Below are 24,927 nucleotides of genomic sequence, written 5' to 3' on the forward strand. Positions count from 1 at the left end.
ATCTTAACCGTTCGCCGCGGCGGCCCTCACCGGCGGCCCGCGGCGAGGGTCTGCGCCATGAAGTTCAGCGCCTGCGGCCACGACAGGGCGTACGCGTCGGCGTTGACAGGGTTGCCGTGCCGGGCGCGGGTGCTGAAGCCGTGTTCGGCGCCGGGGTAGACGTGCACGATCGTCGCGCCCGAGGTGCGGGACAGCAGCGACCGCTGCAGGTCGGCGAACACGTCGGCCGTCATGATCGTGTCGGCGCCGGCGTGCAGCACCATCACCGGTGCGGCGATGCGCGCGGCGTCGGCGACGGTGTCGTGAGTGTGGTTCGCGGCCGGGACGGCCGGGATCGACGGATGGTAGGCGATCACGTTCGCAAGCCGCTCGTCGCGCGCGCCGGCGAGCAGCGCGAGGCGCCCGCCGAGGCAATAACCGAGCATGCCGACGCGTTCGGCGCCGAGCTCGCCCAGCAGGTGGTCGGTCAGCAGGCGGATCTCGGCGAGCGCGGCATCGTCGTCGAGGCCGTTCATGAGTTCGTAGAGGCGTTCCCTCGGGGTGTCGTCGGCGTTCGGGCCGTGGAACGGATCCCACACCAGCGCGGTGATCCCGGTGGCTGCGATGTCCTCGGCGTACGCGCGCACCTGCGCGCCGATTCCGGTGATCATCGGCAGCAGCACCATGCCCACGCCGCTGCCGTCCCGGGGCGCCGCGAGGTAGCCCTGCAGCGGCCCGACCGCGACGACGGAGGTGCGGATCTCGTTCATTCGGGCAGACGTCCTTCCGGCCGGGTGATTGCGTCCGAATCTATCGGGCGGCGAATCCGCCCGTCGCGCCGCAAGCGCGGGCATACACTCCGTAGGTAGCTGAAATGTGAGGTATGCCACATGCAAGTACCTTCGGCTTTCGAATACGAGCGCGCCACCGGCATCGATCACGCCATCGCACTCCTCGACGAACGCGGCGAGGAAGCCCGGGTCGTCGCGGGCGGGCACAGTCTCCTGCCGATGATGAAACTGCGGCTCGCCGCCCCCGAATGCCTGATCGACATCAACGACCTGGCCGGCGAGCTCGGCTACATCGCCGTCGAGCCCGACGTCGTGCGGATCGGCGCGCTGGCGCGGCACCGCGAACTCCTCGAAAGCGAGGCGCTCGCCGAGATCTTCCCGATCTTCCGCGACGCCGAACGGGTCATCGCCGATCCCGTCGTGCGCAACCGCGGCACGATCGGCGGGTCGCTGTGCCAGGCCGACCCCGCCGAGGACCTGTCCACCGTGTGCGACGTCCTCGACGCCTCGGTCGTGCTGCGCGGTCCGCACGGCAGCCGGACGCTGACGATGGACGAGTTCCATCTCGGCCCCTACGAGACGACCGCCGCCCCCAACGAACTGCTCGTCGAGGTCCGGCTGCCGCGACGGGGCCGCGGGTCGAGCGCCTACGCCAAGGTCGAGCGACGAACGGGGGACTGGGCGATCGCCGCGGCCGGCGCCGCCGTGTGGATGGGCGACGGGGCCATCGACGACGCCCGCGTCGGTCTCACCGCGCTCCGGGCGGACCCGCAGGCTTTGGCCGGCATCTCCGACCGGCTGCGCGGCGCGACACCGTCCGAGGACCTCTACCGCGAGGCCGGCGAACTCGCCGCCGCCGCCAGCGACCCGGTCGCGGACCAGCGCGGCACCGTCGACTACAAACGCCACCTCGCCGCGGAGCTCACGGTGCGCACCCTGCGGCGCGCCGTCGAGCGGCTCACCACCTCCGAAAGGGGTTGACCCGATGCGTGTTTCGATGACCGTCAACGGTGACGAGGTCAGTGCCGAGGTGGAACCGCGGCTGCTGCTCGTCCACTTCCTGCGCGATCACCTCGGCCTGACCGGCACGCACTGGGGCTGCGATACCAGCAATTGCGGCACCTGCGTCGTCGCGGTCGACGGCGAGCCCGTCAAGTCGTGCACCATGCTCGCCGTCATGGCGAGCGGCCACGACGTGCGCACGGTCGAGGGACTCGAGCGCGACGGCGTGCTCGACCCCGTGCAGGAGGGATTCATGCGCTGCCACGGGTTGCAGTGCGGCTTCTGCACCCCCGGCATGATGATCACCGCCCGGGCCCTGCTCGACCGCAACCCGGACCCCGACGAGCAGACCATCCGCGAGGCGATCTCCGGGCAGATCTGCCGCTGCACCGGCTACACCACCATCGTGCGGTCCATCCGCTGGGCCGCCGAGCACCCCGTCACCGAGAAGGCGCCGTCATGACCGCCGTCGACCCCACCCCCGAGCTGCTCGACACCGTCGACAACGACAAGAAGCCGTGCGGTCACGGGCGCATGCTGCGCAAGGAGGACCCGCGTTTCATCCGCGGCCACGGCCGCTTCGTCGACGACGTGCAGCTGCCGGGCATGCTGCACCTGGCGATCCTGCGCTCACCCGTGGCCCACGCGAAGATCCTCGGCATCGACACCACCGCCGCGCAGGCCCACCCGAAGGTGAGGGCCGTCGTCACCGGCGCCGACCTCGCGGACAAGGGCCTGGCATGGATGCCGACCCTGTCCAACGACGTCCAGGCCGTCCTCGCCACCGACAAGGTCCGCTTCCAGGGCCAGGAGGTCGCCTTCGTCGTCGCCGACGACCGCTACTCGGCGCGCGACGCCCTCGAGCTCATCGACGTCGAGTACGACATCCTCGACCCGGTCGTCGACGTCCGCCGCGCGCTCGCGCCCGAGGCGCCCGTGATCCGCACCGACCTCGAGGGCAAGACCGACAATCACTGCTTCGACTGGGAAACGGGGGACGCCGCCGCCACCGAGGCCGCGTTCGCGAAGGCCGACGTGATCGCCCGGCAGGAGATGGTCTATCCCCGCGTGCACCCGGCGCCCATGGAAACCTGTGGCGCCGTGGCCGATTACGACCGTATCAGCGGCAAGCTCACGCTCTGGTCGACCAGTCAGGCGCCGCACGCCCACCGCACCCTCTACGCCCTCGTCGCCGGTCTGCCCGAACACAAGATCCGGGTGATCGCCCCGGACATCGGCGGCGGGTTCGGCAACAAGGTGCCCATCTATCCCGGGTACGTCTGCGCGATCGTCGCCTCGCTCGTGACCGGCAAGCCGGTCAAGTGGATGGAGGACCGCAGCGAGAACCTGGTGAGCACCGGCTTCGCGCGCGACTACGTGATGGTCGGCGAGATCGCCGCGACCCGGGAGGGAAAGATCCTCGCGATCCGCACCCAGGTCCTCGCCGACCACGGCGCGTTCAACGGCACCGCCGCCCCGGTGAAGTACCCGGCCGGGTTCTTCGGGGTGTTCACCGGCAGCTACGACATCGAGGCCGCCTACTGTCACATGACCGCCGTCTACACCAACAAGGCGCCCGGCGGCGTGGCCTACGCGTGCTCGTTCCGCATCACCGAGGCCGTCTACCTCGTCGAGCGGCTCGTGGACTGCCTCGCCTACGACCTCGAGCTGGATCCGGTGCAGCTGCGGCTACGGAATCTGCTTCGCCCCGAACAGTTCCCGTACACGAGCAAGACCGGTTGGAAATACGACTCCGGCGACTACGAAACCACCCTGCGCAAGGCCGTGGAGATGGTCGGCTACGACGAACTGCGCCGCGAGCAGGCCGAACGCCGCGCGCGTGGCGAGCTGATGGGCATCGGCGTGGCGTTCTTCACCGAGGCCGTCGGCGCCGGCCCCCGCAAGGACATGGACATCCTCGGCCTCGGCATGGCCGACGGCTGCGAACTGCGCGTGCACCCCACCGGCAAGGCGGTGGTGCGACTGTCGGTACAGACCCAGGGGCAGGGCCACGAGACCACGTTCGCGCAGATCGTCGCCGAGGAACTGGGCATCCCACCCGAGGACATCGACGTCGTGCACGGTGACACCGACAACACCCCGTTCGGTCTCGGCACGTACGGCAGCCGGTCCACCCCGGTCTCCGGCGCGGCCGCCGCCCTCGTCGCCCGCAAGGTGCGCGACAAGGCCCGGATCATCGCCTCCGGCATGCTCGAGGTGTCCGTCGCGGACCTCGACTGGGTCAAGGGCGCCTTCCACGTCAAGGGCGATCCGACCGCGTCGGTGACCATTCAGGACATCGCGATGCGGGCGCACGGCGCCGGCGATCTGCCCGAGGGCGTCGAGGGCGGACTCGAGGCGCAGATCTGCTACAACCCCGAGAATCTCACCTACCCGTACGGGGCGTACTTCTGCGTCGTCGACATCGATCCCGGGACGGCGGAGGTGACGGTGCGCCGGTTCCTCGCCGTCGACGACTGCGGCACCCGCATCAACCCGATGATCATCGAGGGGCAGGTGCACGGCGGGATCGTCGACGGCATCGGCATGGCACTGATGGAGATGATCGAGTTCGACGAGGACGGTAACTGCCTCGGCGGCTCGCTCATGGACTACCTGATCCCCACGGCGATGGAGGTGCCCCACTTCGAGACCGGCTTCACCGTCACCCCGTCGCCGCACCACCCGATCGGCGCGAAGGGCATCGGCGAGTCTGCGACCGTCGGCTCGCCGCCCGCGGTGGTCAACGCCGTCGTCGACGCGCTGCGCCCCTTCGGGGTGCGGCATGCCGACATGCCGCTGACCCCGTCGCGGGTGTGGGAGGCGATGCAGGGCCGGCCCACCCCGCCGATCTGACCGACCGGCCCGAACCAGGGAGAGCCACATGGATCTGACGGTGCGCGCCGCGGAACTGACCCGCCGGCGACGGGCGTTCGTCCGCGCCACGGTGGTGCGCGCCCAGCGGCCGACGTCCGCCCGCGCCGGCGACTGCGCGCTGGTGCTCGACGACGGCACGATCGAGGGCTTCGTCGGCGGCCAGTGCACCGAGACCTCGGTGCGCGACGCCGCGCGGCAGGCCCTGAACACGGGGGAGAGCATCCTGCTGCGGGTCCTGCCCGGCGCGACGCAGACCTTCCCGGACACTCCGGGGGCGACCGTCGCGGTCAACCCGTGCCTGTCCGGCGGCGCGACGGAGATCTTCCTCGAGCCGCAACTGCCCACCCCGATCCTCGTCGTCTCCGGGTCGACGCCGGTGGCCGAGGCCGTCGCGGACATCGCCGCGCGGCTCGACTTCGCCGTCACCCGCCCCGGCCCGGGCGCCGCCCCCGACGCCGACGCCACCGCCGTCGTCGTCGCGAGCCTCGGCGGCGAGGAGGCCGGGATGATCCGGGCCGCCCTCGACGCCGGCATCGGCTACGTCGGCCTCGTCGCCAGCCGGCGGCGCGGCGCCGACGTGCTCGCGCAGGCCGAGGTGCGCCCCGACGAACGGGCCCGCGTGCACACCCCCGCGGGTCTCGACATCGGTGCGCGCACCGCCGCGGAGATCGGGCTGTCGATCGTCGCCGAACTGGTGCAGGCGATCCGCCGCGAGAGCCTCGGTGCGCCCGTCGCGCCGGCCGCGCCGCCGCACACCGCGGTGGACCCCGTGTGCGGGATGACCGTCACCGTCACCGCCGACACCCCGCACCTGACCGACGCCGGCACGGACGTGTGGTTCTGCTGCCCGGGCTGCCGCCGCACCTACCAGAAGGAACACGCCGCGTGTTCGTGACGGGACCGGCCCCGGGAGCCGGCCGATGAGCGTGTTCGGCGGCGTCGACGATGTCATCCGCCGGTTCGACGACCAGGATTACCTGCTCGACGAGGGCACCGCCACCGCCCTGTACCTCGCGGTGGAGCTCGGCCGGCCGCTGCTGCTCGAGGGCGAGCCCGGCGTCGGCAAGACCACGGCCGCCAAGGCCCTCGCCGCCGCCGTGGGCACCGAGCTGATCCGGCTGCAGTGCTACGAGGGCCTCGCCGCGAGCGAGGCCCTCTACGACTGGAACTACCAGCGGCAACTGCTCGCGATCCGGCTCGCCGAGACCCGGGGTGAGAGTCTGAGCGAGGCCGACCTCTACACCGAGGAGTTCCTGCTCGAGCGGCCGGTGCTGCGCTGCGTGCGGCACCGCGGCCCCACCGCGCCGGTACTGCTCATCGACGAGATCGACCGGGCCGACGACGAGTTCGAGGCGCTGCTGCTCGAGTTCCTCGGCGAGTTCTCCGTCACGATCCCCGAACTGGGCACCCTCACCGCCGCGCGGCCCCCGATCGTCGTGCTCACCTCCAACCGCAGCCGAGACCTGCACGACGCTCTGCGCCGGCGCTGCCTCTACCACTGGATCGACTACCCGGACCGGGACCGCGCCGTCGCGATCCTGCGCCGCACCGTCCCCGCCGCGAACCTCGCGCTCGTCGAATCGGCCGCCGACTTCGTCGCCTCCGTGCGCCGGCTGGACCTGGACAAGGCGCCGGGCATCGCCGAGACCATCGACTGGGTGTCCGCGCTCGTCGCGCTCGGGGTGGGGGATCTGGTCCACCCGGGCGCGGTGGCGACGCTGACCGCGCTCGCCAAGACCCCCGACGACCGGACCACGATCCGTGCCGAGTACGAGGAGTACCGGGCGTGAGCACCGCGCTGCTGCTGCGCGGCGTCGACCTCGCCGCGTTCACCGTGGCGCTCACCGACCGGTTGCGCCGCGCCGGCGTGCCCGTCGCCGCGACCGCCGCCGCGACCTTGGTGCGGGCGCTGCGGCTGTACCCGCCGCGCACCCGCAGCCGGCTGTACTGGACCGCGCGGGTGGCCCTCGTCGATCGGCAGGACGCGCTCGCGGCATTCGACGCCGTGTTCGCCGAGGTCTTCGACCACCAGGTCCTCGCCGTCGACCCGCACGCCCGCCGCACCGGCCCCGACGGGACGGTCGGTGCCGGCGACGCCGTCGTGCAGGGTGCGGCGCCGAACCCGGCGCCGGCGTCGCCGCAGCCGGGCGTGCCGTGGCACACCCGCAGGCCGCGCCGGTCCGGCGAACCGCCCGAGACGGTCCGGCCCGGGCCGTGGGCCCCGAGCCCCGTCGAGATCCGCGCCGACCAGCCGTTCGCCGACCTGCGGCCCGAGGACCTGCGCACCCTGGGACAGTGGCTCGAGCAGGCCCGGGTGCGCTGGCCGCGGCGCCTCGGCCGCCGCCGCATGCCGCACCACCACGGCCGCCTCGACGTGCGCGCCACCCTCGACGCGTCCCGGCACACCGGGTTCGAACTGGTGCGCCTGCGCCGCGCCCGCCCGATCCGCCGTCCGCGCCGGATCGTGGTGCTGTGCGACGTGAGCCGCTCCATGCACGGCTACGCCGACATCTACCTGCACCTGATGCGGGCCGCGGTGCGCGCCGGCGACGCCGAGGTGTTCGCGTTCTCCACGAGCCTGACCCGGCTCACCGCGACCCTGGCGCACCGCTCCGCCGAGCACGCGGTCGCCCGCGCCAACGACACGGTCGTCGACCGCTACGGCGGCACCCACATCGCCGGCAGCCTCGAGGCGTTGCTCGCCTCCCACCACGGCAACCTGCTGCGCGGCGCCGTCGTGTTCGTCGCCTCCGACGGGTGGGACAGCGACCATCCGCAGGCCCTCGGCCGGGCCGTCGCGCGGGTGCGCCGCCGCGCGCACCGGCTGATCTGGCTGAACCCGCGGGCCGGCCGGCCCGGGTACCGTCCCGAGACCGGGCCGATGGCGGCGGCGCTGCCGCACTGCGACGCCCTGCTGGCGGCCGACACCCTCGATGCCCTGCGCGCGGTGTTCGATCTCGACCCGGCCGCCGGCCGGGTGGCGCACGTCTCCGACGGCCCGTCGTAGCGGCGCTCGTCGAGGTCCTACCCTGTTAGGTATGGCATCACCCGAGCTCGCGTCGGCCGCGCCGACGTCCTCGCCGCCGGCCGGGCGGCGCAACACGTCGGCACTGTACGTCCTCCTCGGGCTCGTCGCCGCGGTCGTCGCGCCGATCGTGGTCGGCCTGTCCGCCGCGCAGGCGCTGGTGCTGCTGGGCATCCCCGACCCCGGTCCGCTCACTACCTACGGGCTGCCCGCGGTGCGGGCGATCGCGGAGGTCGCGGCCGTCGCCGCGGTCGGTTCGCTGTTCTTCGCCGCGTTCCTGGTACCGCCGCAGCGCAGCGGGGTGCTCGACGTGGACGGCTACCGGGCCGTGCGCACCGCGGGCGCCGCCGCCCTGATCTGGGCGTTCTGCTCGGCGGTGCTGGTGCCGCTGACCCTGTCCGACACATCCGGGCAGCCGCTGGCCGAGGCGCTGAAGCCGGAGAACCTGTGGGGTGCGATCGGGCAGATCGACACCGCGCTCGCGTGGGCGTGGACGGCGGCGCTCGCCCTGATCCTGGCGGTGCTGATCCGCGCCGCGGTGCGCTGGTCGTGGGTGCCGTACCTGCTCCTGCTGTCCCTGGTGACGCTGATGCCGCTGGCCCTGACGGGGCACTCGTCGTCGGGCGGATCGCACGACATGGCCACCAACAGCCTGGTGCTGCACCTGGTCGCGGCGGCGGTGTGGGCGGGCGGCCTGTTCGCCCTGCTCGCCCACGGGTGGCGCCGCGGCGCGCACACCGACCTCGCCGCCCGCCGGTTCTCGTTCGTCGCCGGGGTGGCCTTCGCGGTGATGGCCCTGAGCGGCATCGTCAACGCCGCGGTGCGGCTGCCGGCCGACGAGTTGCTCACCAGCACCTACGGCCGGCTCGTCCTGGCCAAGGCGCTGGCGCTGATCGCCCTGGGCGCCCTCGGATGGATGCAGCGGCGCCGCGCGCTGCCCGCGCTCGAGGCGAACCCCGACGACCGGGGCGCGCTTGTCCGGTTCGCGGCCGTCGAGGCCGTCATCCTGGCCGCCACCGTCGGACTGGCCGTGGGGCTGGGCCGTACCCCGCCGCCCCCGCCGGCGACGGTGCCGTCGCTGCTCGAGGTGGAGCTGGGCTACAACCTGGACGGCCCCCCGACGGTCGGCACCCTCTTCTTCGGCGCGTGGCGCTTCGACCTGATCTTCGGCACGATCGCCCTGGTTCTCGCGGTCGGCTACGCGATCGGGCTGTGGACGCTGCGCCGGCGCGGCGACAGCTGGCCCGTCGGCCGGTCGATCGCCTGGTTCTCCGGCTGCTTCGTGCTGCTGGTCGCCACGTCGTCGGGCGTGGGCATGTACTCGCCGGCGATGTTCAGCGTGCACATGGGCGCCCACATGGCGATGTCGATGCTGGCGCCCGTGCTGCTCGCCCTCGGCGGGGCGATGACCCTGGCGCTGCGGGCCTTCAAACCGGCGGGCCGCGACGGCTACCCCGGCCCGCGTGAATGGCTCCTGGCGTTCCTGCACAGCCCGCCGTCGCGGTTCTTCACCCATCCGGTCGTCGCGTCGGTGATGTTCGTCGGCGGCTTCTACGCGCTGTACCTGGGCGGGATCTTCGAGGCCAACGCCGACAGTCACGCCGCGCACGTGCTGATGAACCTGCACTTCCTGATGAGCGGCTACCTGTTCTACTGGGTCGTGATCGGCGTGGACCCGTCGCCGCGCGACGTGACGCCGGTGACGAAGCTGGCGATGGTGTTCGGCTCGCTGCCGTTCCACGCGTTCTTCGGTGTGACCCTGATGAGCATGGGCACGGTGATGGCCGAGTCCTACTACCGCGGTCTCGGCCTGGCCTGGAACAGCGACCTGTTCGCCGACCAGAAGGTGGGCGGCAGCATCGCCTGGTCGGCCGGGGAGATCCCGCTGGTGCTGGTGATGCTGGCCCTGCTGGTGCAGTGGTCGCGCAGCGACGAGCGCACCGCGCGACGGGTGGACCGCGCCGCCGAGCGGGACGACGACGCCGATCTCGCCGCCCACAACGCGATGTTCGCCGAGCTGGCGCGGCGGGACCGCGAGGGCCACTAGGGCCGCCGGCGCCGCGCGGTCTCGGTGCGCAGTCGCACGCCGACCGCGGAGAGCAGCGCGACGGCCGCCGCGCCGCCGGCCGCGACGGCGGCCGGGGTGGAGGTGAAGCCGGTGTCGCCGCTGCGGGCCACCGCGATCCACACCAGCCCCCACGCCATGGCCGCGGCGACGGCGAGCCGCCCGTGCCCGGCGACGGCGAGGAGCACCGACACCGCGGCGACCACGACCAGGACGAGCACCGCCCAGGTGTCGGCGCCCAGCGCGAACGGGTCGACCTCCGCGGCGCGCAGCGCCGCCGCGGTGTTCGCGACCGTGGCCACCGCCACCCAGCCCAGGTACAGGAACATGGTGCCGTCCACGACGACGCCCTCGAGGCGGGACGACGGCGCGGTGCGGGTCAGGCCGAGGAAGATCCGGACCAGCACGGCCAGCAGCGCGGCGATGACCGCGACGCTGACCGCGAGCAGTTCGAGCTGCACGACGAGGATCCACGCGGCGTTGAGCAGCATCGACGCGGCGATCCACCGGCCGAGCGTCCGCTGGCGAGGGTCGGCGTGGTGCGCGGGCAGGGCCTGCCACACCGCGAGCGCCAGCAGGCCCAGGTAGATCACCGACCAGATCGAGAACGCCGGACCGCCCGGCGCCACCGCCGTCGCGTCGGCGGACAGCGCCCCACCGGCCACCTCGGAGATCGGTGTGCCCACCACGGCCCCGGATCCCAGGAAGGAGACGGCGACCGCGGTGATCGCCGACACGGCGACGCCTGCGACGCGGAGCCGGTCGGCGGAGGTGGCCTGGGGTCGCGTCGAGCTCGCCGGGGAAGTCGTCATCCCCGGAAGATGCCCGGCGTCGCCGTGTCCGAAACGTCCCGTCCGTTCGGGCTCGGCTGTTAACTTGAGCGCCTGGCACCGACGACGGAAGGAGTGCGATGAGGGGTACGGGGTGGCGGCTGCGGGCGCTCGCGTGCATCGGCGCCGTGGCGGCCGGGCTGGTCGTGCCCGCGACGGCCGGCGCGCAGCCCGCGCCCGGCGAGGTGGTCGCGGTCGAGTCACTGCCCGGTGCGCTGTCGGTGCCGGGTGCGGCCACGGCCGAGCGGCTGACCTTCCGCACCCAGTGGCGGTCCGGTGCGGAGACCACCGCGTCGGGTGTCCTGTACCTGCCGCCCGGCCAGGCCCCCGCGGGCGGCTGGCCGGTCGTGTCGTGGGCGCACGGCACCGTCGGCATCGGCGACGACTGCGCCCCGTCGCGCAACCCGCGCAGCGACCGCGACCGGGGGTACCTCGGGCACTGGTTGTCCCAGGGCTACGCCGTGGTCGCCTCCGACTATCCCGGCCTGGGCGGCGACGGCCTGCACACGTATCTCGACGGGCCGAGCGCCGCGAACAGCGTCGTCGACGTCGTCCGGGCCGCCCGCGCCGCCGAGCCCTCGCTGTCGAACCGGTGGATCGTGATCGGCCAGTCGCAGGGCGGTCACGCCGCCCTGCACACCGCGCGCCTGGCCACGACGCGGGCGCCGGAACTCGACTTCCGCGGCATGATCGCCACCGGCGCGCCGTCGAACCTCGAGACGGTGTTCCCGTTCGGCGGTCCCGGCTTTCCGGATCTGGGCCTGGACGGCACCACCGTGTTCCTGTCCTACGTCCTGGCCGGCCTGCGGGTCGCGCGGCCCGACCTGGACGTGAACAGCTACCTCACCCCGGTCGGGCGGGACGTCGTCGACGACGCCGAACGGCTCTGCTACGCCGACCTCGGCGACCGCGTCCGCGGCATCGGCGTGGGGGAGATCCTCGCCCGCCCGCTCGGCGACGACCGCATGCGTGCCGCGCTCGCCGACTACATGGGGGTGCCCACCCGCGGCTACGATCGGCCGCTGTTCCTCGGTCAGGGGCTGCGGGATCAGGTCGTGCCGGCGCCGCTGTCGTTCAAGCTCGTCGCCGACCTGTGGTCCGGGGGCACGAACGTCGACTACCGCACCTACCCCAACGGGCATTCCGAGACCATGTTCGACGCCCTGCCGGCCACCACGCCGTTCGCGGCGACATTGCTCGGCAGGTAGAGCAGAGGGGTTGCGCCGTGAGCAGGTGGGGAGTGCGCCGGTCGCTGTGGGCGGCCTGCGCGTCGGTGGCCGTGATGTGCCCGGCCGTCGCGGTCGCCGAACCCGTGCCCGGCGCGGTGATGTCGGTGGAACCGTTGCCGGCCGAACTCTCCGTGCCCGGTGCCGTGGTCGCCGAGCGGCTCACCTACCGGACCCAGTGGCGGTCCGGCGTCGCCGCCGTCGGCACGGGGGTGCTGTTCCTGCCGCCGGGTGAGGCACCCGACGGAGGCTGGCCGGTCGTGTCGTGGGCGCACGGCACCGTCGGCATCGGCGACGACTGTGCGCCGTCGCGCAACCGGCGCATCGAACGGGAGCGGCGGTATCTCGCGCACTGGCTGTCGCAGGGCTACGCGGTGGTGGCCGCCGACTATCCCGGCCTCGGTACCGAGGGCCTGCACACGTATCTCGACGGGCCCACCGCCGCGAACAGCATCGTCGACGTCGTCCGCGCCGCCCGGGCCGCCGAGCCGTCGCTGTCGCAGCGGTGGGTGGTCGTCGGCCAGTCGCAGGGCGGGCACGCGGCGCTGCACACCGCGCGCCGGGCCACGGCGCGCGCGCCGGAGCTCGACTTCCGCGGCGCGGTCGCCACCGGTGCGCCGTCCAACCTCGAGCTGCTGTTCCCGTTCGGGGTGCCCGGCTTCCCCGACCTCGACCTCGACGGGCTCGTCTCGTTCAGCGCCTACATCATGGCCGGGCTGCGGGCGGCACGCCCCGACCTCGACGTGAACAGCTACCTCACGCCCGTCGGACGCGATCTCGTCGACGCCGCCGAGTACCTCTGCTATGGGGATCTCGAGGACCGCGCCGCCGACGTGGATGTGGGGCAGTTGCTGTCCCGGCCGCTGGGCGACGACCGGATGCGGGCCGCGCTCGCCGACTACCTCGGTGTCCCGACCCGCGGTTACGACCGGCCGCTGTTCGTCGGCCAGGGATTGCGGGACCGGATGGTTCCCGCGCCGCTGTCGTTCAAGCTCGTCGCCGACCTGTGGGCCGGTGGCGCCGACGTCGACTACCGCACCTATCCGGACGACCACTTCGCCACCCTCTTCGCCGCGCTCCCGGACACGACACCGTTCGTGGCCGCCCGATTCGTCCGGTAACGCGGGACGGCCGGCGACCGACGTGCGAGGTGGCGCATGCCGACGATCGGCACGCCCCTCGGACGAGCGGAGGACTTCATGGGCCGGAACAGACGGTGGCGACGGGCGCTGGGCGCGATCGGCGCGGTGCTGGCGGGCGTGCTCGCCCCGTCCGTCGCGGCCGCCGACCCCGCGCCGGGCGCGATCGTGTCGGTCGAGCCGCTGCCGGCCGAGATGTCGGTGCCGGGTGCCGCGGTCGCCGAGCGGCTCACCTACCGCACCGAGTGGCGCTCCGGCGCTCCGGCCGTCGGCACCGGCGTGCTGTTCCTCCCGCCGGGGCCGGCCCCGGCGGGCGGCTGGCCGGTGGTGTCCTACGCGCACGGCACCGTCGGCATCGCCGACGGCTGCGCCCCGTCGCGGCACCCGTGGTCCGATCTCGAGCGTCCGTACCTCGAGCATTGGCTCGCCCAGGGCTACGCCGTCGTCGCGGCCGACTATCCGGGCCTGGGCACCGAGGGCGTCCACCCGTATCTCGACGGGCAGAGCGCCGCCAACAGCGTCGTCGACATCGTGCGCGCGGGCCGTGCCGCCGAGCCGTCGCTGTCGCAGCGCTGGGTCGTCGTCGGCCAGTCCCAGGGCGGGCACGCGGCGCTGCACACCGCGCACCGGGCCTCGTCGCGGGCCCCGGAGCTCGACTTCCGCGGCACCGTCACCACCGGGGCGCCGTCCAACCTCGAGCAGCTGTTTCCCATGGGCGGACCCGGATTCCCGGATCCGGGCTTCGAGGGTCTGGTGGCCTTCAGTTCCTACATCTTCGCCGGGCTCCGCGCCGCCCAGCCCGACCTGGACGTGAACAGCTACCTGACCCCGACCGGGCGGAAGTTCGTCGACGCGGCCGAACAGCTCTGCTACAACGAGCTGAACGCGCTCGCCGACGGGGTGCGGGTGGGTGAGCTGGCGGCGCTGCCGCTGTCCGCGGGCCGGTTCCCCGCCGTATTCGCCGACTACCTCGGCGTCCCGACGAGCGGGTACGACCGGCCGGTGTTCCTCGCCCAGGGCATCCACGACACGATGGTTCCGGCGCCGCTGTCGGCCAAACTCGCAGCCGACCTGCGGGCGGGGGGCGCCGACGCCGACTACCGGGTGTACGTGGCCGGGCACAACACGACCATGACCCGGTCCCTGCCCGACACCACCCCGTTCGTGGCGCGGCTGTTCGGGTCGTAGCCGGCCCGCTCCCGGGTCCCGCCGGGCGGGCCCGGTCGTCCGGGATGTGGGTTCTGCGGGTCCGCCCGATACGCTGGACCTATGGCGGAGTTCATTTACACGATGAAGAAGGTGCGCAAGGCGCACGGTGACAAGGTCATTCTCGACGACGTCACCATGAGCTTCTACCCGGGTGCCAAGATCGGTGTGGTCGGACCGAACGGCGCGGGCAAGTCGTCCATCCTCAAGATCATGGCCGGGTTGGACCAGCCCAGCAACGGCGAGGCCTTCCTCGACCCGGAAGCCTCCGTCGGCATCCTGCTGCAGGAACCGCCGCTCAACGAGGAGAAGACCGTCCGCGGCAACGTGGAGGAGGGTCTCGGCGAGATCAAGGTCAAGCTCGACCGGTTCAACGAGATCGCCGAGCTGATGGCGACCGACTACTCCGACGAGCTGATGGAGGAGATGGGCAAGCTCCAGGAGGAACTCGACCACGCCAACGCCTGGGACATCGACTCGCAGCTCGAGCAGGCCATGGATGCCCTGCGCTGCCCGCCGCCGGACGAGCCGGTCACCCACCTCTCCGGCGGTGAGCGCCGCCGCGTCGCCCTGTGCAAGCTGCTGCTGAGCAAGCCCGACCTGTTGCTGCTCGACGAGCCCACCAACCACCTCGACGCCGAGTCGGTGCTGTGGCTCGAGCAGTTCCTCGCGAGCTACCCGGGCGCCGTCCTCGCCGTCACCCACGACCGGTACTTCCTCGATCACGTCGCGCAGTGGATCTGCGAGGTCGACCGCGGCAAGCTGCACCCGTACGAGGGCAACTACTCCACCTACCTGGAGAAGAAGGCCGAGCGCCTCGAGGTGCAGGGCAAGAAGGACCAGAAGCTGCAGAAGCGCCTCCGGGAGGAGCTCGAGTGGGTCCGGTCCGGCGCCAAGGCGCGCCAGACCAAGAGCAAGGCCCGTCTGGCCCGCTACGAGGAGATGGCCGCCGAGGCCGAGAAGTTCCGCAAGCTGGACTTCGAGGAGATCCAGATCCCGACACCGCCGCGCCTGGGCGACGTCGTGGTCGAGGTCGACCACCTCGACAAGGGATTCGAAGGCCGCGTGCTGATCAAGGACCTGTCGTTCACGCTGCCGCGCAACGGCATCGTCGGCGTGATCGGTCCCAACGGTGTCGGCAAGACCACCCTGTTCAAGACCATCGTCGGCCTCGAGAAGCCCGACTCGGGCACCGTGAAGGTCGGCGACACCGTCAGGCTGAGCTACGTCGACCAGTCCCGCGCGAACATCGACCCCAACAAGACGGTGTGGGAAGTGGTTTCGGACGGACTCGACTACATCGAGGTCGGCCAGAACGAGATGCCCTCGCGCGCGTATGTCAGCGCCTTCGGGTTCAAGGGCCCGGACCAGCAGAAGAAGGCCGAGGTGCTCTCCGGTGGTGAGCGCAACCGCCTGAACCTGGCACTGACCCTCAAGGAGGGCGGCAACCTGATCCTGCTCGACGAGCCGACCAACGACCTCGACGTCGAAACCCTGAGCTCGCTCGAGAACGCGCTGCAGAAGTTCCCCGGCTGCGCCGTCGTGATCTCCCACGACCGCTGGTTCCTCGACCGCACCTGCACCCACATCCTCGCGTGGGAAGGCAACGTCGAGGAGGGCAAGTGGTTCTGGTTCGAGGGCAACTTCGAATCGTACGAGGCCAACAAGGTCGAGCGGCTCGGGGCGGAGGCGGCGCGTCCGCACCGCGTCACCCACCGGAAGCTCACCCGTGACTGAGCCGGGGCAGAAGACCTTCACCTGCACGCTGGAGGTCCGCTGGGCCGACTCCGACCGTCTCGGGCACGTGAACAACACGAAGTTCGTGGAGTACATGCAGGAAGCCCGGATCAAGTTCCTGCAGAGCGGCCCGTTCGCGCGCGGCGCCGTGGTGGTGCGGAAGATGGACGTGGAGTTCCTGCGTCCGCTCAAGGACGACTCCGGCCCGATCACCGTCGCCATCTCGGTACTGCACGTGGGCAACAGCTCGTACACCCTGCGGCACGTGATCACCGACGTGCAGGGCAATCCGTGCGGCTCCGGGGACGCGGTGCTCGTCGGGTTCGACCCGCGCACGGAGACCTCCCGGCCGCTGTCCGCCGAGGAGCGGGCGGTTCTCGAGGAGTACGTCGCCGCGCCGGTCGCCTGACCACCCGGCGCGGGATTCCCCCCTCACACCCGGCGCCGCGGATAGGCTCGAACCAGAGCCTGTCCGCGGCGCTGCCGGTTTCCGGCGGCGAATGAGGGAGTGAGCACCATGGCCGAGTCCGCCACACCCCAGGGGGTTTCGTCGAACCGGCGCGGTGAGCTCTCGGCGGCCGCGCTCGAGGACGTCTACCGCCGCTACGCGGACACCCTCGACGCCCCCGATCCGGCCCTGTCCGCCCACCTGGACCTCGGCCGCGAGCGGAGTGCCGACGCCGTCCTGACCCGCGTCTACCGGCCCGGCGATCGGTGGGGCGTCGGCGCCGCCCTGCAGATCGTCACCGACGACATGCCGCTGCTCGTCGAATCCGTCATCGCGCTGCTGACCCGGCTCGGCGTCGCCATCCGCGAACTCGTCCATCCCGTCGTGTCCGTCCGGCGCGACGAGGACGGACGCCTGCTCGAGATGGTGGCCGACACCACGCCCCCGCACGGCTTCGTCGCGGAGTCGTGGATTCACGTCCAGCTGCACCCGGCCACCTCCGAGGCCACCCTCGACACCGTCGGCACCGAGATCGGCGGTGTGCTCGCCGACGTGCGGCAGGTCGGGGCCGACACCGCCGCGATGCTCGCCCGCGAACGCGATCTCGCCGTCGAACTCGACGCGCTCGCCGAGAACCCGCCGCCGCGGCACGCCGCGGAGGAGTTGCGGGAGACGGCGGCGCTGCTGCGCTGGCTCGCGCGTGGCAACTACACCGTCCTCGGTTACCGGCGCTACGACATCGTCGCCGACGCCTCCGGGACGCGGCACGCCCGCGCCGTGCCCGGCAGTGGTCTCGGGGTGCTGCGTTCCGACCTCGCCGCCGACGACGTGATCGACATGTCGGCGACCGTCGAGGCCACCGACCGGCCGCTGCTGGTGCTCACCCAGGCGTCCCTGCCTGCCACGGTGCACCGCTCGGTGTACCCGTACTTCGTGGGCGTTGCCGTCCTCGGCCCGGACGGTCGCGTCGTCGGCGAGCACCGGTTCCTCGGTGTGCTGGCCGTGACCGCGCTGCACGAGAACGTGCTCGACATTCCCGTGCTGGCGCGCCGGGTCCGGGAGGTGGTGGCCCGCGCCGGCGTGGAACTGTCGTCCTTCACCGGACAGGCGATGCTCGAGGTGCTGCAGGCGCTGCCCCGGGTGGAACTGTTCTCCGCCGACACCGACACCCTCTACGAGACCGTCACCGCGGTGGTCGCGATGCGCCGGCAACTGCGGTTGTTCCTGCGGGTCGACCCCTACGGCCGCTTCGTCTCGTGCCTGATCTACCTGCCCCGCGACCGCTACAACACACGGGTCCGGGTCGCGATGCAGCAGATCCTGATGCGCGAGTACGGCGGGGGTTCCATCCACTACACCGCCCGGGTCACGGAGGGCGACCTGGCGCTGCTGCACGTGACCATCCGGACCCCGCCGGGACAGGCCCTGCCGCGGATCGACACCTCCGAGGAGAATCGCCTGCGCATCCAGGCCCTGCTCACCGAGGCCAGCCGCAGCTGGGACGACCACCTCGCCGACCTGGCCGCCACCGACCACACCGTCGATCCCGTGCTGGTGCAGCGCTACGCGGAGGCGCTCCCCGACGGTTACAAGGAGGACTTCGACGCCGTCCGGGCGCTGGCCGACATCGCCCGCCTCGAGGCACTGCGCGACGGCAGCATCGACCTGCTGCTGTACCGGCCCCCCGGCGCCGACCCGCGCCGGTGGCGCTTCACGCTCTACATCGGCAGCGAGGGCATCACCCTCAGCCAGGTGCTGCCGGTGCTGCAGAGCCTCGGCGTCGAGGTGCTCGACGAGCGCCCGTACCAGATCATCCGCGCCGACCGGATGAGCTGCTGGATCTACGATTTCGGCCTGGTCCTGCCCGTCGACCTCGAACCCGACCCGAGGGTGACCACCCGTGTCACCGCGGCGTTCGCCGCCGTGTGGCACGGGCTCTCGGAGCCGGACCGGTTCAACGAACTGGTCCTGCGGGCCGGGCTGGGCTGGCGGCAGGCCATGATGCTGCGCGCCTACGCGAAGTACCTGCGGCAGGCCGGCTTCCCCTACAGTCAGTACCACATCGAAGGTGTGCTGCTCGCCGACCCGGACACCACCGCGCTGCTCGCCGAACTGTTCGAGGCGATGTTCGACCCCGACGAGGCGTCCGCCGACCGCGAGCAGGACGCCGCCGCCGAACTGGTCGGCCGGATCGACGCCGTCGTCAGCCTCGACGCCGACCGGATCCTGCGCGGTCTCTTCGGCCTCATCCGGGCGACGTTGCGCACCAACTACTTCGTGTCCGGCGACGACGGGGCCGTCGCGCTCTCGCGCGCCGACGCCGCGCCCGCCCGGGTCCTGTCGTTCAAGCTCGACCCGACCCGCATCAACGAACTGCCCCAGCCGCGACCGAAGTTCGAGGTGTTCGTCTACGCACCCGACGTCGAGGGTGTGCACATGCGCTTCGGCTCCGTTGCCCGCGGCGGCCTGCGCTGGTCGGACCGGCGCGAGGACTTCCGCACCGAGATCCTCGGGCTCGCCAAGGCCCAGGCCGTGAAGAACGCCGTCATCGTCCCCGTCGGTGCCAAGGGGGGCTTCGTGGTCAAGCGCCCCGTCGCGCCGACCGGGGACGCGGCCGCCGACCGGCAGGCGGTGCGCGCGCAGGGGGAGGCCTGCTACCGGCGGTTCATCGCGGGCCTGCTCGACGTCACCGACAACCTCGACCGCGCCCGCGGCGTGGCCGTGCCGCCACCGCGGGTGGTCCGCCGCGACGGGGACGACACGTACCTCGTGGTCGCCGCGGACAAGGGCACCGCCACCTTCTCCGACCTCGCCAACGAGGTCGCCCGCGAGTACGGGTTCTGGCTCGGCGACGCCTTCGCCTCCGGCGGATCGGCCGGCTACGACCACAAGGCGATGGGCATCACCGCGCGCGGCGCGTGGGAGAGCGTCAAGCGACACTTCCGCGAACTGGGCGTCGACACGCAGAGCGAGGACTTCACGGTCGCCGGCGTCGGCGACATGAGCGGCGACGTGTTCGGCAACGGCATGCTGCTGAGCACCCACATCCGGTTGGTGGCCGCGTTCGACCACCGGCACATCTTCCTCGACCCCCACCCGGAGCCCGCCGCCTCGTACGCCGAGCGGCGCCGCCTGTACGACCTGCCCCGCTCGTCGTGGGCCGACTACGACGCGGACCTGATCAGCACCGGCGGCGGGGTGTGGGAGCGCTCGCTCAAGTCCGTCCCGCTCAGCCCCCAGGCCCGTAGCGTGCTCGGACTCGACGACGACGTCACCGAGCTCTCGCCCCCCGAACTGATCCGCGCCATCCTCCGGGCGCCGGTGGACCTGCTGTGGAACGGGGGGATCGGCACCTACATCAAGGCCGCCACCGAAACCGACGCAGACGTCGGCGACAAGGGCAACGACGCGGTCCGCGTCGACGGCGCCACCGTCCGCGCCCGGGTGGTCGGGGAGGGCGGCAACCTCGGCGTCACCCAGCGCGGCCGCATCGAGTACGCCCGGGCCGGCGGCAAGATCAACACCGACGCGATCGACAACTCCGCCGGTGTCGACTGTTCCGACCACGAGGTCAACATCAAGATCCTGCTCGACTCGATGGTCACCGCCGGCGCCCTCACGTCCACCGACCGCAACCCGCTGCTCGAATCCATGACCGAGGAGGTCGGGCGAATCGTTCTGAAGGACAACATGTCCCAGAACAATCTGCTCGGCTACTCCCGCACCGGCGCGCCCACGATGCTCGGGGTGCACCAGCGGCTGATCGCCGACCTCGTCGCCGAACGCGGTCTCGACCGTTCCCTCGAGGCACTGCCCGGCGACGCCGAGATCGAGCGGCGCCGCCTCGAAGGGGAGGGACTCACCTCCCCGGAGCTGTCCACCCTGCTCGCCCACGTCAAGCTCGCACTCGCCGACGACCTGCTCGACACCGACCTGCCCGACAGCGACACCTTCGCCGGCCGGCTGCCCGGGTACTTCCCGCGGCAACTGCGCGAACCCTTCCGCACCGGCATCAAGTCCCACCCGCTGCGCCGGCAGATCGTCGCGACGATCCTCGCCAACGAGACCGTCGACAACGGCGGGATCACCTACGTCTACCGGCTCTCGGAGGAGGCCGGCGCGTCGAGCACCGACGCCATCCGCGCCTACGCTGCCGTCACCGAGATCTTCGGCCTGCCCGGCCTGTGGGCGCGCATCCGCGCGGCCGACACGACCGCGGCCGTCGCCGACGACCTGCTGCTCGAATCGCACCGCGTCCTCGACCGGGCGTCGCGGTGGCTGCTGTCGAACCGGCCGCAACCCCTGGCCGTCGGTGCCGAGATCAGCCGGTACCGCGCGATGTTCGCGCGGCTCGCGCCGCGCGTGGAGGAGTGGATGCAGGGCCACCACGTACAGGACCTGAAGGAACGCGCCGAGCCGCTGCTCGCGCGTGGCGCCCCGGAGGAGCTGACGTGGGACGTGTTCCGCCTCCTCGACCAGTTCCCGCTGCTGGACGTCATCGACATCGCCGACATCGCCGAACGCGACGAGGCCGAGGTCGCCGAGCTGTACTACGCGATGGACGCGCACATGGGGATCGACTGGCTGCTGTCCGCGGTCACGGCCCTCGAGCGCGGCGACCGGTGGCACTCGCTGGCCCGGCTCGCCCTGCGCGACGAACTGTACGGTTCGCTGCGCACGCTCACCCTCGACGTGCTCGGCACCGCCGAACCCGGCGAGAGCACCCGCGAGATGATCGAGGACTGGGAGCTGACCAACGGCTCGCGGCTCGGGCGGGCGAGGTCGGCGCTCGAGGAGATCTTCCTGTCTGGAAATCTGGACCTCGCGACGCTGTCCGTGGCGGCGCGTCAGGTCAGGAGCATGGTGCGCGCCGGCGCACCCGACAGGAGGTAGGCAGTTGAAGCACGCCGGGGTGGAGCACCGTGGAGCCGCGGGGCCCGCGCAGTGAGGGACGCGACCGAGCAGTTCGGCTTCCACACCGCGGTGGAGGTGCGCTGGTCCGACATGGACGCGTTCCAGCACATCAACCACGCGCGCATGGTCACCCTCCTCGAGGAGGCCCGCATCCCGTGGCTGTTCGCCGACGGCCGGCCCACCGTGAACCTGCGGGAGGGTGCCGTCATCGCAGACCTGCACGTGCGGTACCGCGGCCAGTTGCGGCACGAGGACAGCCCGCTGGACGTGCTGATGTGGGTCGAGCAGGTGCGGGCGGTCGACTTCACCATCGGCTACGAGGTCCGGCCCGGCGGCGCGCCCGCCGACGCCACGCCCTCGGTGGTCGCCTCCACCCAGATCGCGGCGTTCGACATCGGCACCCAGCGGCTGCGCCGGCTCACCGGCCCCGAACGCGAGTACCTGCAGCGGTGGCGTCGTGGCTGATTCCCTCAGTGCGGCCGGGACGTCACCCGAACGGTGGCTGCAGGTCCCGGACCCCGCCGACCGCTCCGACCTCGTCGCGTTCCTGACCCGCGCGGTCCGGCTCGACGAGGCCGCTGTCGTGCGGCTGCGGCAACGCCCCGACGGGCTGCTCTCGGCGTGGGTGAACACCGGGTTCGACGCCCTCGCCGCCCGGGTGCTGCGCGGCACGATCGCCCCGGCGGACACGACCGTCGCCGCGGACGGGCTGCGCGCGGCCCTCGTCGCCGCCGGCGGCGACGGGATGGACCCGGGGTGGGCGATGGACTCGGCGTGGCGCGGGGCCCTGCCTCCGGATGCCGGGTACGTCCACCTCGACGACGTCCCCGCCCGCGTCCTCGTGGACCTCGCGCAGCGCGGCGTCACGCTCAGTCGCGAGCAGGGGCAGGGACCGCCGTCGTCGCTGCTGGCGCAGGAGGTGCTCGAGGTCGCCGGTGGGGGAGAGCGGGCCGGGGTGCCGATGCGGCTGGTGTTCGCGCTCAACGCCATGGGCTTCGTGCCCACGGGCGGTGCCCCCGCGACAGCGGAGATCGACCTCGACCGGATCGACCCGGCCGAAGTGGTGCGCGTGCGGGCGTCGGCGACATGGCTGCGGCTCGACGCCCGCTACGGATCCGTGTACCTCCGCCGCGGCGGAGGTCTCGGCCTCAGCGTGCGCTGACACCGCCGCCGAGATTCCGGCCCAGCAGCGTCAGCGCCGCGACCACGACCACCGTCCCCGCGAGGGCCACCGGGCCGAGCCGCTCGCCGAGCACCAGCACACCGAGCACGGCCGCCACCACCGGTTCCGCGAGCGTGAGGGTGGTCACCGCCGCGGGCGACAGCGTGCGCAGGCCGAGCGCGAACAGCAGGTAGGCGAGCACCGTGGGGACGAGGGCGAGATAGACGACGGTCGTCGCGCCGGCCGCGCTGTCGAGACCGCCCGGCCACTGTGCCAGCAGGATCGCCGCCATGGGCACCGCCGCCAGCCCGAACATCGCGCCCATCGACGCGGCCGGGGTGGCGCCGCGGCCGAGCAGCGCGGCACCCGCGACGGTGTACGTCGCGTAGCCCAGGCCGGCCGCAAGCGCGGGCAGGGCCCCGGCCGCGACGGAACCGGCGCCCGCGGAGGTGCCGCCGCCCGATCCGGCGACGATGAGGACGAGCCCGACGACCGCGATCGCCGTCGACACCGCCCACACGCGGCCGGGGCGGCGCCGGGACACCAGCCACTGCAGCAGCCCGGTGAACGCCGGTCCGGACCCGAGCGCGATCATCGTGCCCGCCGCGACGCCCGCGGTCTGCACCGCGGTGAAGAACCCCAGTTGATACATCACCACGCCGCCGGCGCCGAGCAGCGTCGGCAGCCGGCGGCCCGCCGGGAACAGCGGGCCACGGGCCCGCGCGAACAGCGCGAGCACCGTCCCGGCCAGCACGATGCGGCCCGCCCCGACCGCGACGGCGTCCAACGGGACACCGAGCGCACGCGAACCGAGGGCCTGCGCGGTGCCCGTCGTCCCGAACAGGGCGGACGCCGCCAGCACCAGGGCGACCGCGCTCGCCGGCGAGCGGTGTGCGGTCAGATCAGCCACGCCGCGCCGTTGCCGGGCAGCTGCCCGTCCACCAGCGGCGCGCTGGACAGGATCACCGTGCCCGGCGGCATCTCCACCGGGTGCTCGGTGGTGTTGAGGGCGCAGATCAGCCCACCGGAGCGGCGGAACGCCAGGCACCCGGGCGGACTGCCGTACCAGTCCACGTCGGCGCCGTCGAACTCCGGCCGCCGACGTCGCGCCTCGAGCGCCGCCCGGTACAACGACAGGGTGGACGAGACGTCCTCGAGCTGCGCCTCGACGGTCAGCCCGGCCCACGTGTCCGGCTGCGGCAGCCACGTCTGCGATGCGCTGGTGAAGCCGAACGGCGGCTGCGTGCCCTCCCACGGCATCGGGACCCGGCACCCGTCCCGGCCGCGGTCGGTGTGCCCGGACCGCTCCCACACCGGATCCTGCAGCGCGTCCTCGGGCAGGTCGTCGACGTTGGGCAGGCCGAGTTCGGCACCGTTGTAGAGGAAGGCCGCACCGGGCAGCGCCAGCTCGACGAGGATCATCGCCCGCGCGCGGTCGCGCCCGAGCGGACCGCCGCCGTAGCGCGTCACCTCACGCTCGATGTCGTGATTGGACAGCGTCCACGTCGCGACCCCGCCGCTCGGCGCGACCGCGGCGAGCGACACGTCGATCGCCTCCCGGATCTCGGCGGCATCCCACCGCGCGAGCGCAAGATGGAAGTTGAACGCCAGGTGCAGTTCGTCGGGGCGCAGGTACTCCGAGAACAGCACGTGGTCGTGCACCCAGATCTCACCGACGGCCACCGTGTCCGGATACTCGTCGAGCACCGAGCGGATCCGGCGGTGGATGTCGTGGACCTCGGCGTTGTTGAACCGCGGGTCGTCGTCGAAGTGCCGCAGCAGCCGGTTCTGCTCCCAGTGGTCGAAGTCGGGTAGCCCGCCGGGCTTGGCCATGCCGTGGGCGACGTCGATGCGGAAGCCGTCGATGCCGCGGTCCAGCCAGAACCGCAGGGTCTTCTCCAGGTCCTCGAACACCTCGTCGTTGCGCCAGTTCAGGTCCGGCTGCTCCGGTGCGAACAGGTGCAGGTACCACTGTCCGGGGGTGCCGTCGGGTTCGGTCACGCGGGTCCACGCGGGGCCGCCGAACACGCTCGGCCAGTTGTTGGGCGGCAGGTCGCCGTTCGGCCCGCGGCCGTCGCGGAAGTGGTACCGGGCCCGCTCGGGGCTGTCGGGTGCGGCGACCAGCGCCTCCCGGAACCAGGGATGTTCGGAACTCGTGTGGTTGGGGACCAGGTCCATCATGACGCGGATCCGGCGGGCGTGGGCGGCCTCGACGAGGGCGTCCAGAGCGGCGAGGTCGCCGAACAGGGGATCGACGTCGCGGGGGTCGGACACGTCGTAGCCGTGGTCGGCCATCGGTGAGCGCATCACCGGGTTCAGCCAGATCGCGTCGACCCCCAGCAGCTCCAGGTATCCGAGCTTGTCGCGGATCCCGTCGAGGTCGCCGACGCCGTCTGCGTTCGAGTCGGCGAACGAGCGGGGGTACACCTGGTAGAAGACGGCGTCCGCCCACCAGCGTTGTGCAGGGGTGCCGGGGGGAGTGCTCACAGCCACCCATAGTGCCAAACCGACAGGTGGGCCACGACT

At 72.4% G+C, this 24,927-nt stretch carries 19 protein-coding genes; 15 read left to right on the forward strand and 4 right to left on the reverse strand.

The genetic code is table 11. The features are described 5' to 3' along the window. Nucleotides 1-26: 26 nt before the first annotated feature. A complete protein-coding gene (locus KZJ41_RS11925) occupies nt 27-749 on the reverse strand; it encodes a dienelactone hydrolase family protein (protein ID WP_185712687.1) in 723 nt (240 codons plus the stop codon). Between the two features lie 120 nt (nt 750-869). Here KZJ41_RS11925 and KZJ41_RS11930 point away from each other — a divergent pair, with 120 nt between their 5' ends. Genes KZJ41_RS11930 through KZJ41_RS11960 form a run of 7 tightly spaced genes read left to right on the forward strand, consistent with a single transcriptional unit; the run spans nt 870 to nt 9,721 of the window. Next, on the forward strand, nt 870-1,751 hold the full coding sequence (locus tag KZJ41_RS11930) for a xanthine dehydrogenase family protein subunit M (RefSeq protein ID WP_006946623.1): 882 nt from the start codon (nt 870-872) through the stop codon (nt 1,749-1,751). 4 nt (nt 1,752-1,755) lie between these two features. Next, nucleotides 1,756-2,235 carry a (2Fe-2S)-binding protein gene (locus KZJ41_RS11935; protein WP_006946620.1) on the forward strand — a complete coding sequence of 160 codons (480 nt, stop codon included), beginning with the start codon at nt 1,756-1,758 and terminating at the stop codon, nt 2,233-2,235. Next, nucleotides 2,232-4,628, forward strand: a complete 2,397-nt coding sequence (locus KZJ41_RS11940; protein WP_043798973.1) for an aerobic carbon-monoxide dehydrogenase large subunit — start codon at nt 2,232-2,234, stop codon at nt 4,626-4,628. Before KZJ41_RS11935 ends, KZJ41_RS11940 begins: the two co-directional genes overlap by 4 nt. Before the next feature lie 28 nt (nt 4,629-4,656). Beyond that, the gene (locus KZJ41_RS11945; RefSeq protein ID WP_006946618.1) at nt 4,657-5,544 is read left to right on the forward strand and encodes an XdhC family protein; all 888 of its coding nucleotides are present in this window, start codon (nt 4,657-4,659) and stop codon (nt 5,542-5,544) included. A gap of 25 nt (nt 5,545-5,569) precedes the next feature. Next, nucleotides 5,570-6,439: a MoxR family ATPase gene (locus tag KZJ41_RS11950; protein WP_006946617.1), complete on the forward strand. Its 870-nt coding sequence runs from the start codon at nt 5,570-5,572 to the stop codon at nt 6,437-6,439. Continuing rightward, nucleotides 6,436-7,656: a VWA domain-containing protein gene (locus KZJ41_RS11955; protein ID WP_185712688.1), complete on the forward strand. Its 1,221-nt coding sequence runs from the start codon at nt 6,436-6,438 to the stop codon at nt 7,654-7,656. The genes KZJ41_RS11950 and KZJ41_RS11955 overlap by 4 nt, the downstream gene beginning before the upstream one ends. Nucleotides 7,657-7,687: 31 nt before the next feature. Further along, nucleotides 7,688-9,721, forward strand: coding sequence for a cytochrome c oxidase assembly protein (locus KZJ41_RS11960; protein WP_006930510.1), 2,034 nt, complete (start codon nt 7,688-7,690; stop codon nt 9,719-9,721). On the opposite strand, the gene KZJ41_RS11965 is transcribed toward KZJ41_RS11960, so the two are convergent. Beyond that, complete coding sequence (locus KZJ41_RS11965; protein ID WP_044475557.1) at nt 9,718-10,551, reverse strand: tryptophan-rich sensory protein; 834 nt, start codon at nt 10,549-10,551, stop codon at nt 9,718-9,720. The genes KZJ41_RS11960 and KZJ41_RS11965 overlap by 4 nt on opposite strands. A gap of 98 nt (nt 10,552-10,649) precedes the next feature. On the opposite strand from KZJ41_RS11965, the gene KZJ41_RS11970 reads away from it, so the two are divergent. The 8 genes from KZJ41_RS11970 (at nt 10,650) to KZJ41_RS12005 (ending at nt 22,401) form a co-directional block, all read left to right on the forward strand. Continuing rightward, complete coding sequence (locus tag KZJ41_RS11970) at nt 10,650-11,777, forward strand: S9 family peptidase (protein WP_006930518.1); 1,128 nt, start codon at nt 10,650-10,652, stop codon at nt 11,775-11,777. Nucleotides 11,778-11,851: 74 nt separating this feature from the next. Beyond that, nucleotides 11,852-12,916 (forward strand): lipase family protein, encoded by a 1,065-nt coding sequence (locus KZJ41_RS11975; RefSeq protein ID WP_044475560.1) that lies wholly within the window; start codon nt 11,852-11,854, stop codon nt 12,914-12,916. 78 nt (nt 12,917-12,994) lie between these two features. Beyond that, a complete protein-coding gene (locus KZJ41_RS11980) occupies nt 12,995-14,122 on the forward strand; it encodes a lipase family protein (protein WP_029543063.1) in 1,128 nt (375 codons plus the stop codon). 81 nt (nt 14,123-14,203) lie between these two features. Continuing rightward, complete coding sequence (ettA, locus tag KZJ41_RS11985; protein ID WP_006930524.1) at nt 14,204-15,877, forward strand: energy-dependent translational throttle protein EttA; 1,674 nt, start codon at nt 14,204-14,206, stop codon at nt 15,875-15,877. Next, a complete protein-coding gene (locus KZJ41_RS11990; RefSeq protein ID WP_168579522.1) occupies nt 15,870-16,286 on the forward strand; it encodes a thioesterase family protein in 417 nt (138 codons plus the stop codon). The genes ettA and KZJ41_RS11990 overlap by 8 nt, the downstream gene beginning before the upstream one ends. A 108-nt stretch (nt 16,287-16,394) precedes the next feature. Beyond that, complete coding sequence (locus KZJ41_RS11995) at nt 16,395-21,218, forward strand: NAD-glutamate dehydrogenase (protein ID WP_006930528.1); 4,824 nt, start codon at nt 16,395-16,397, stop codon at nt 21,216-21,218. Nucleotides 21,219-21,269: 51 nt separating this feature from the next. Continuing rightward, nucleotides 21,270-21,704 (forward strand): thioesterase family protein, encoded by a 435-nt coding sequence (locus tag KZJ41_RS12000; protein ID WP_006930531.1) that lies wholly within the window; start codon nt 21,270-21,272, stop codon nt 21,702-21,704. Beyond that, complete coding sequence (locus KZJ41_RS12005; RefSeq protein WP_006930539.1) at nt 21,697-22,401, forward strand: hypothetical protein; 705 nt, start codon at nt 21,697-21,699, stop codon at nt 22,399-22,401. The genes KZJ41_RS12000 and KZJ41_RS12005 overlap by 8 nt, the downstream gene beginning before the upstream one ends. On the opposite strand, the gene KZJ41_RS12010 is transcribed toward KZJ41_RS12005, so the two are convergent. Next, a complete protein-coding gene (locus KZJ41_RS12010; RefSeq protein WP_006930541.1) occupies nt 22,388-23,311 on the reverse strand; it encodes a DMT family transporter in 924 nt (307 codons plus the stop codon). The two genes, KZJ41_RS12005 and KZJ41_RS12010, sit on opposite strands and share 14 nt — an antisense overlap. After that, the gene (locus tag KZJ41_RS12015; RefSeq protein WP_043798962.1) at nt 23,299-24,888 is read right to left on the reverse strand and encodes a glycoside hydrolase family 13 protein; all 1,590 of its coding nucleotides are present in this window, start codon (nt 24,886-24,888) and stop codon (nt 23,299-23,301) included. Before KZJ41_RS12015 ends, KZJ41_RS12010 begins: the two co-directional genes overlap by 13 nt. Nucleotides 24,889-24,927 lie beyond the last annotated feature (39 nt).

Origin of the sequence: Rhodococcus sp. 11-3 (assembly GCF_023704055.1) — a bacterium.
Taxonomy (GTDB): domain Bacteria; phylum Actinomycetota; class Actinomycetes; order Mycobacteriales; family Mycobacteriaceae; genus Rhodococcus; species Rhodococcus aetherivorans.

What these genes read in the sequence shown, in the direction of transcription:
- KZJ41_RS11925 (WP_185712687.1), bottom strand. Translation starts at nt 749, where the DNA reads ATGAACGAGATCCGCACCTCCGTCGTCGCGGTCGGGCCGCTGCAGGGC.
- KZJ41_RS11930 (WP_006946623.1), top strand. Translation starts at nt 870, where the DNA reads ATGCAAGTACCTTCGGCTTTCGAATACGAGCGCGCCACCGGCATCGAT.
- KZJ41_RS11935 (WP_006946620.1), top strand. Translation starts at nt 1,756, where the DNA reads ATGCGTGTTTCGATGACCGTCAACGGTGACGAGGTCAGTGCCGAGGTG.
- KZJ41_RS11940 (WP_043798973.1), top strand. Translation starts at nt 2,232, where the DNA reads ATGACCGCCGTCGACCCCACCCCCGAGCTGCTCGACACCGTCGACAAC.
- KZJ41_RS11945 (WP_006946618.1), top strand. Translation starts at nt 4,657, where the DNA reads ATGGATCTGACGGTGCGCGCCGCGGAACTGACCCGCCGGCGACGGGCG.
- KZJ41_RS11950 (WP_006946617.1), top strand. Translation starts at nt 5,570, where the DNA reads ATGAGCGTGTTCGGCGGCGTCGACGATGTCATCCGCCGGTTCGACGAC.
- KZJ41_RS11960 (WP_006930510.1), top strand. Translation starts at nt 7,688, where the DNA reads ATGGCATCACCCGAGCTCGCGTCGGCCGCGCCGACGTCCTCGCCGCCG.
- KZJ41_RS11965 (WP_044475557.1), bottom strand. Translation starts at nt 10,551, where the DNA reads ATGACGACTTCCCCGGCGAGCTCGACGCGACCCCAGGCCACCTCCGCC.
- KZJ41_RS11970 (WP_006930518.1), top strand. Translation starts at nt 10,650, where the DNA reads ATGAGGGGTACGGGGTGGCGGCTGCGGGCGCTCGCGTGCATCGGCGCC.
- KZJ41_RS11975 (WP_044475560.1), top strand. Translation starts at nt 11,852, where the DNA reads ATGTGCCCGGCCGTCGCGGTCGCCGAACCCGTGCCCGGCGCGGTGATG.
- KZJ41_RS11980 (WP_029543063.1), top strand. Translation starts at nt 12,995, where the DNA reads ATGGGCCGGAACAGACGGTGGCGACGGGCGCTGGGCGCGATCGGCGCG.
- ettA (WP_006930524.1), top strand. Translation starts at nt 14,204, where the DNA reads ATGGCGGAGTTCATTTACACGATGAAGAAGGTGCGCAAGGCGCACGGT.
- KZJ41_RS11995 (WP_006930528.1), top strand. Translation starts at nt 16,395, where the DNA reads ATGGCCGAGTCCGCCACACCCCAGGGGGTTTCGTCGAACCGGCGCGGT.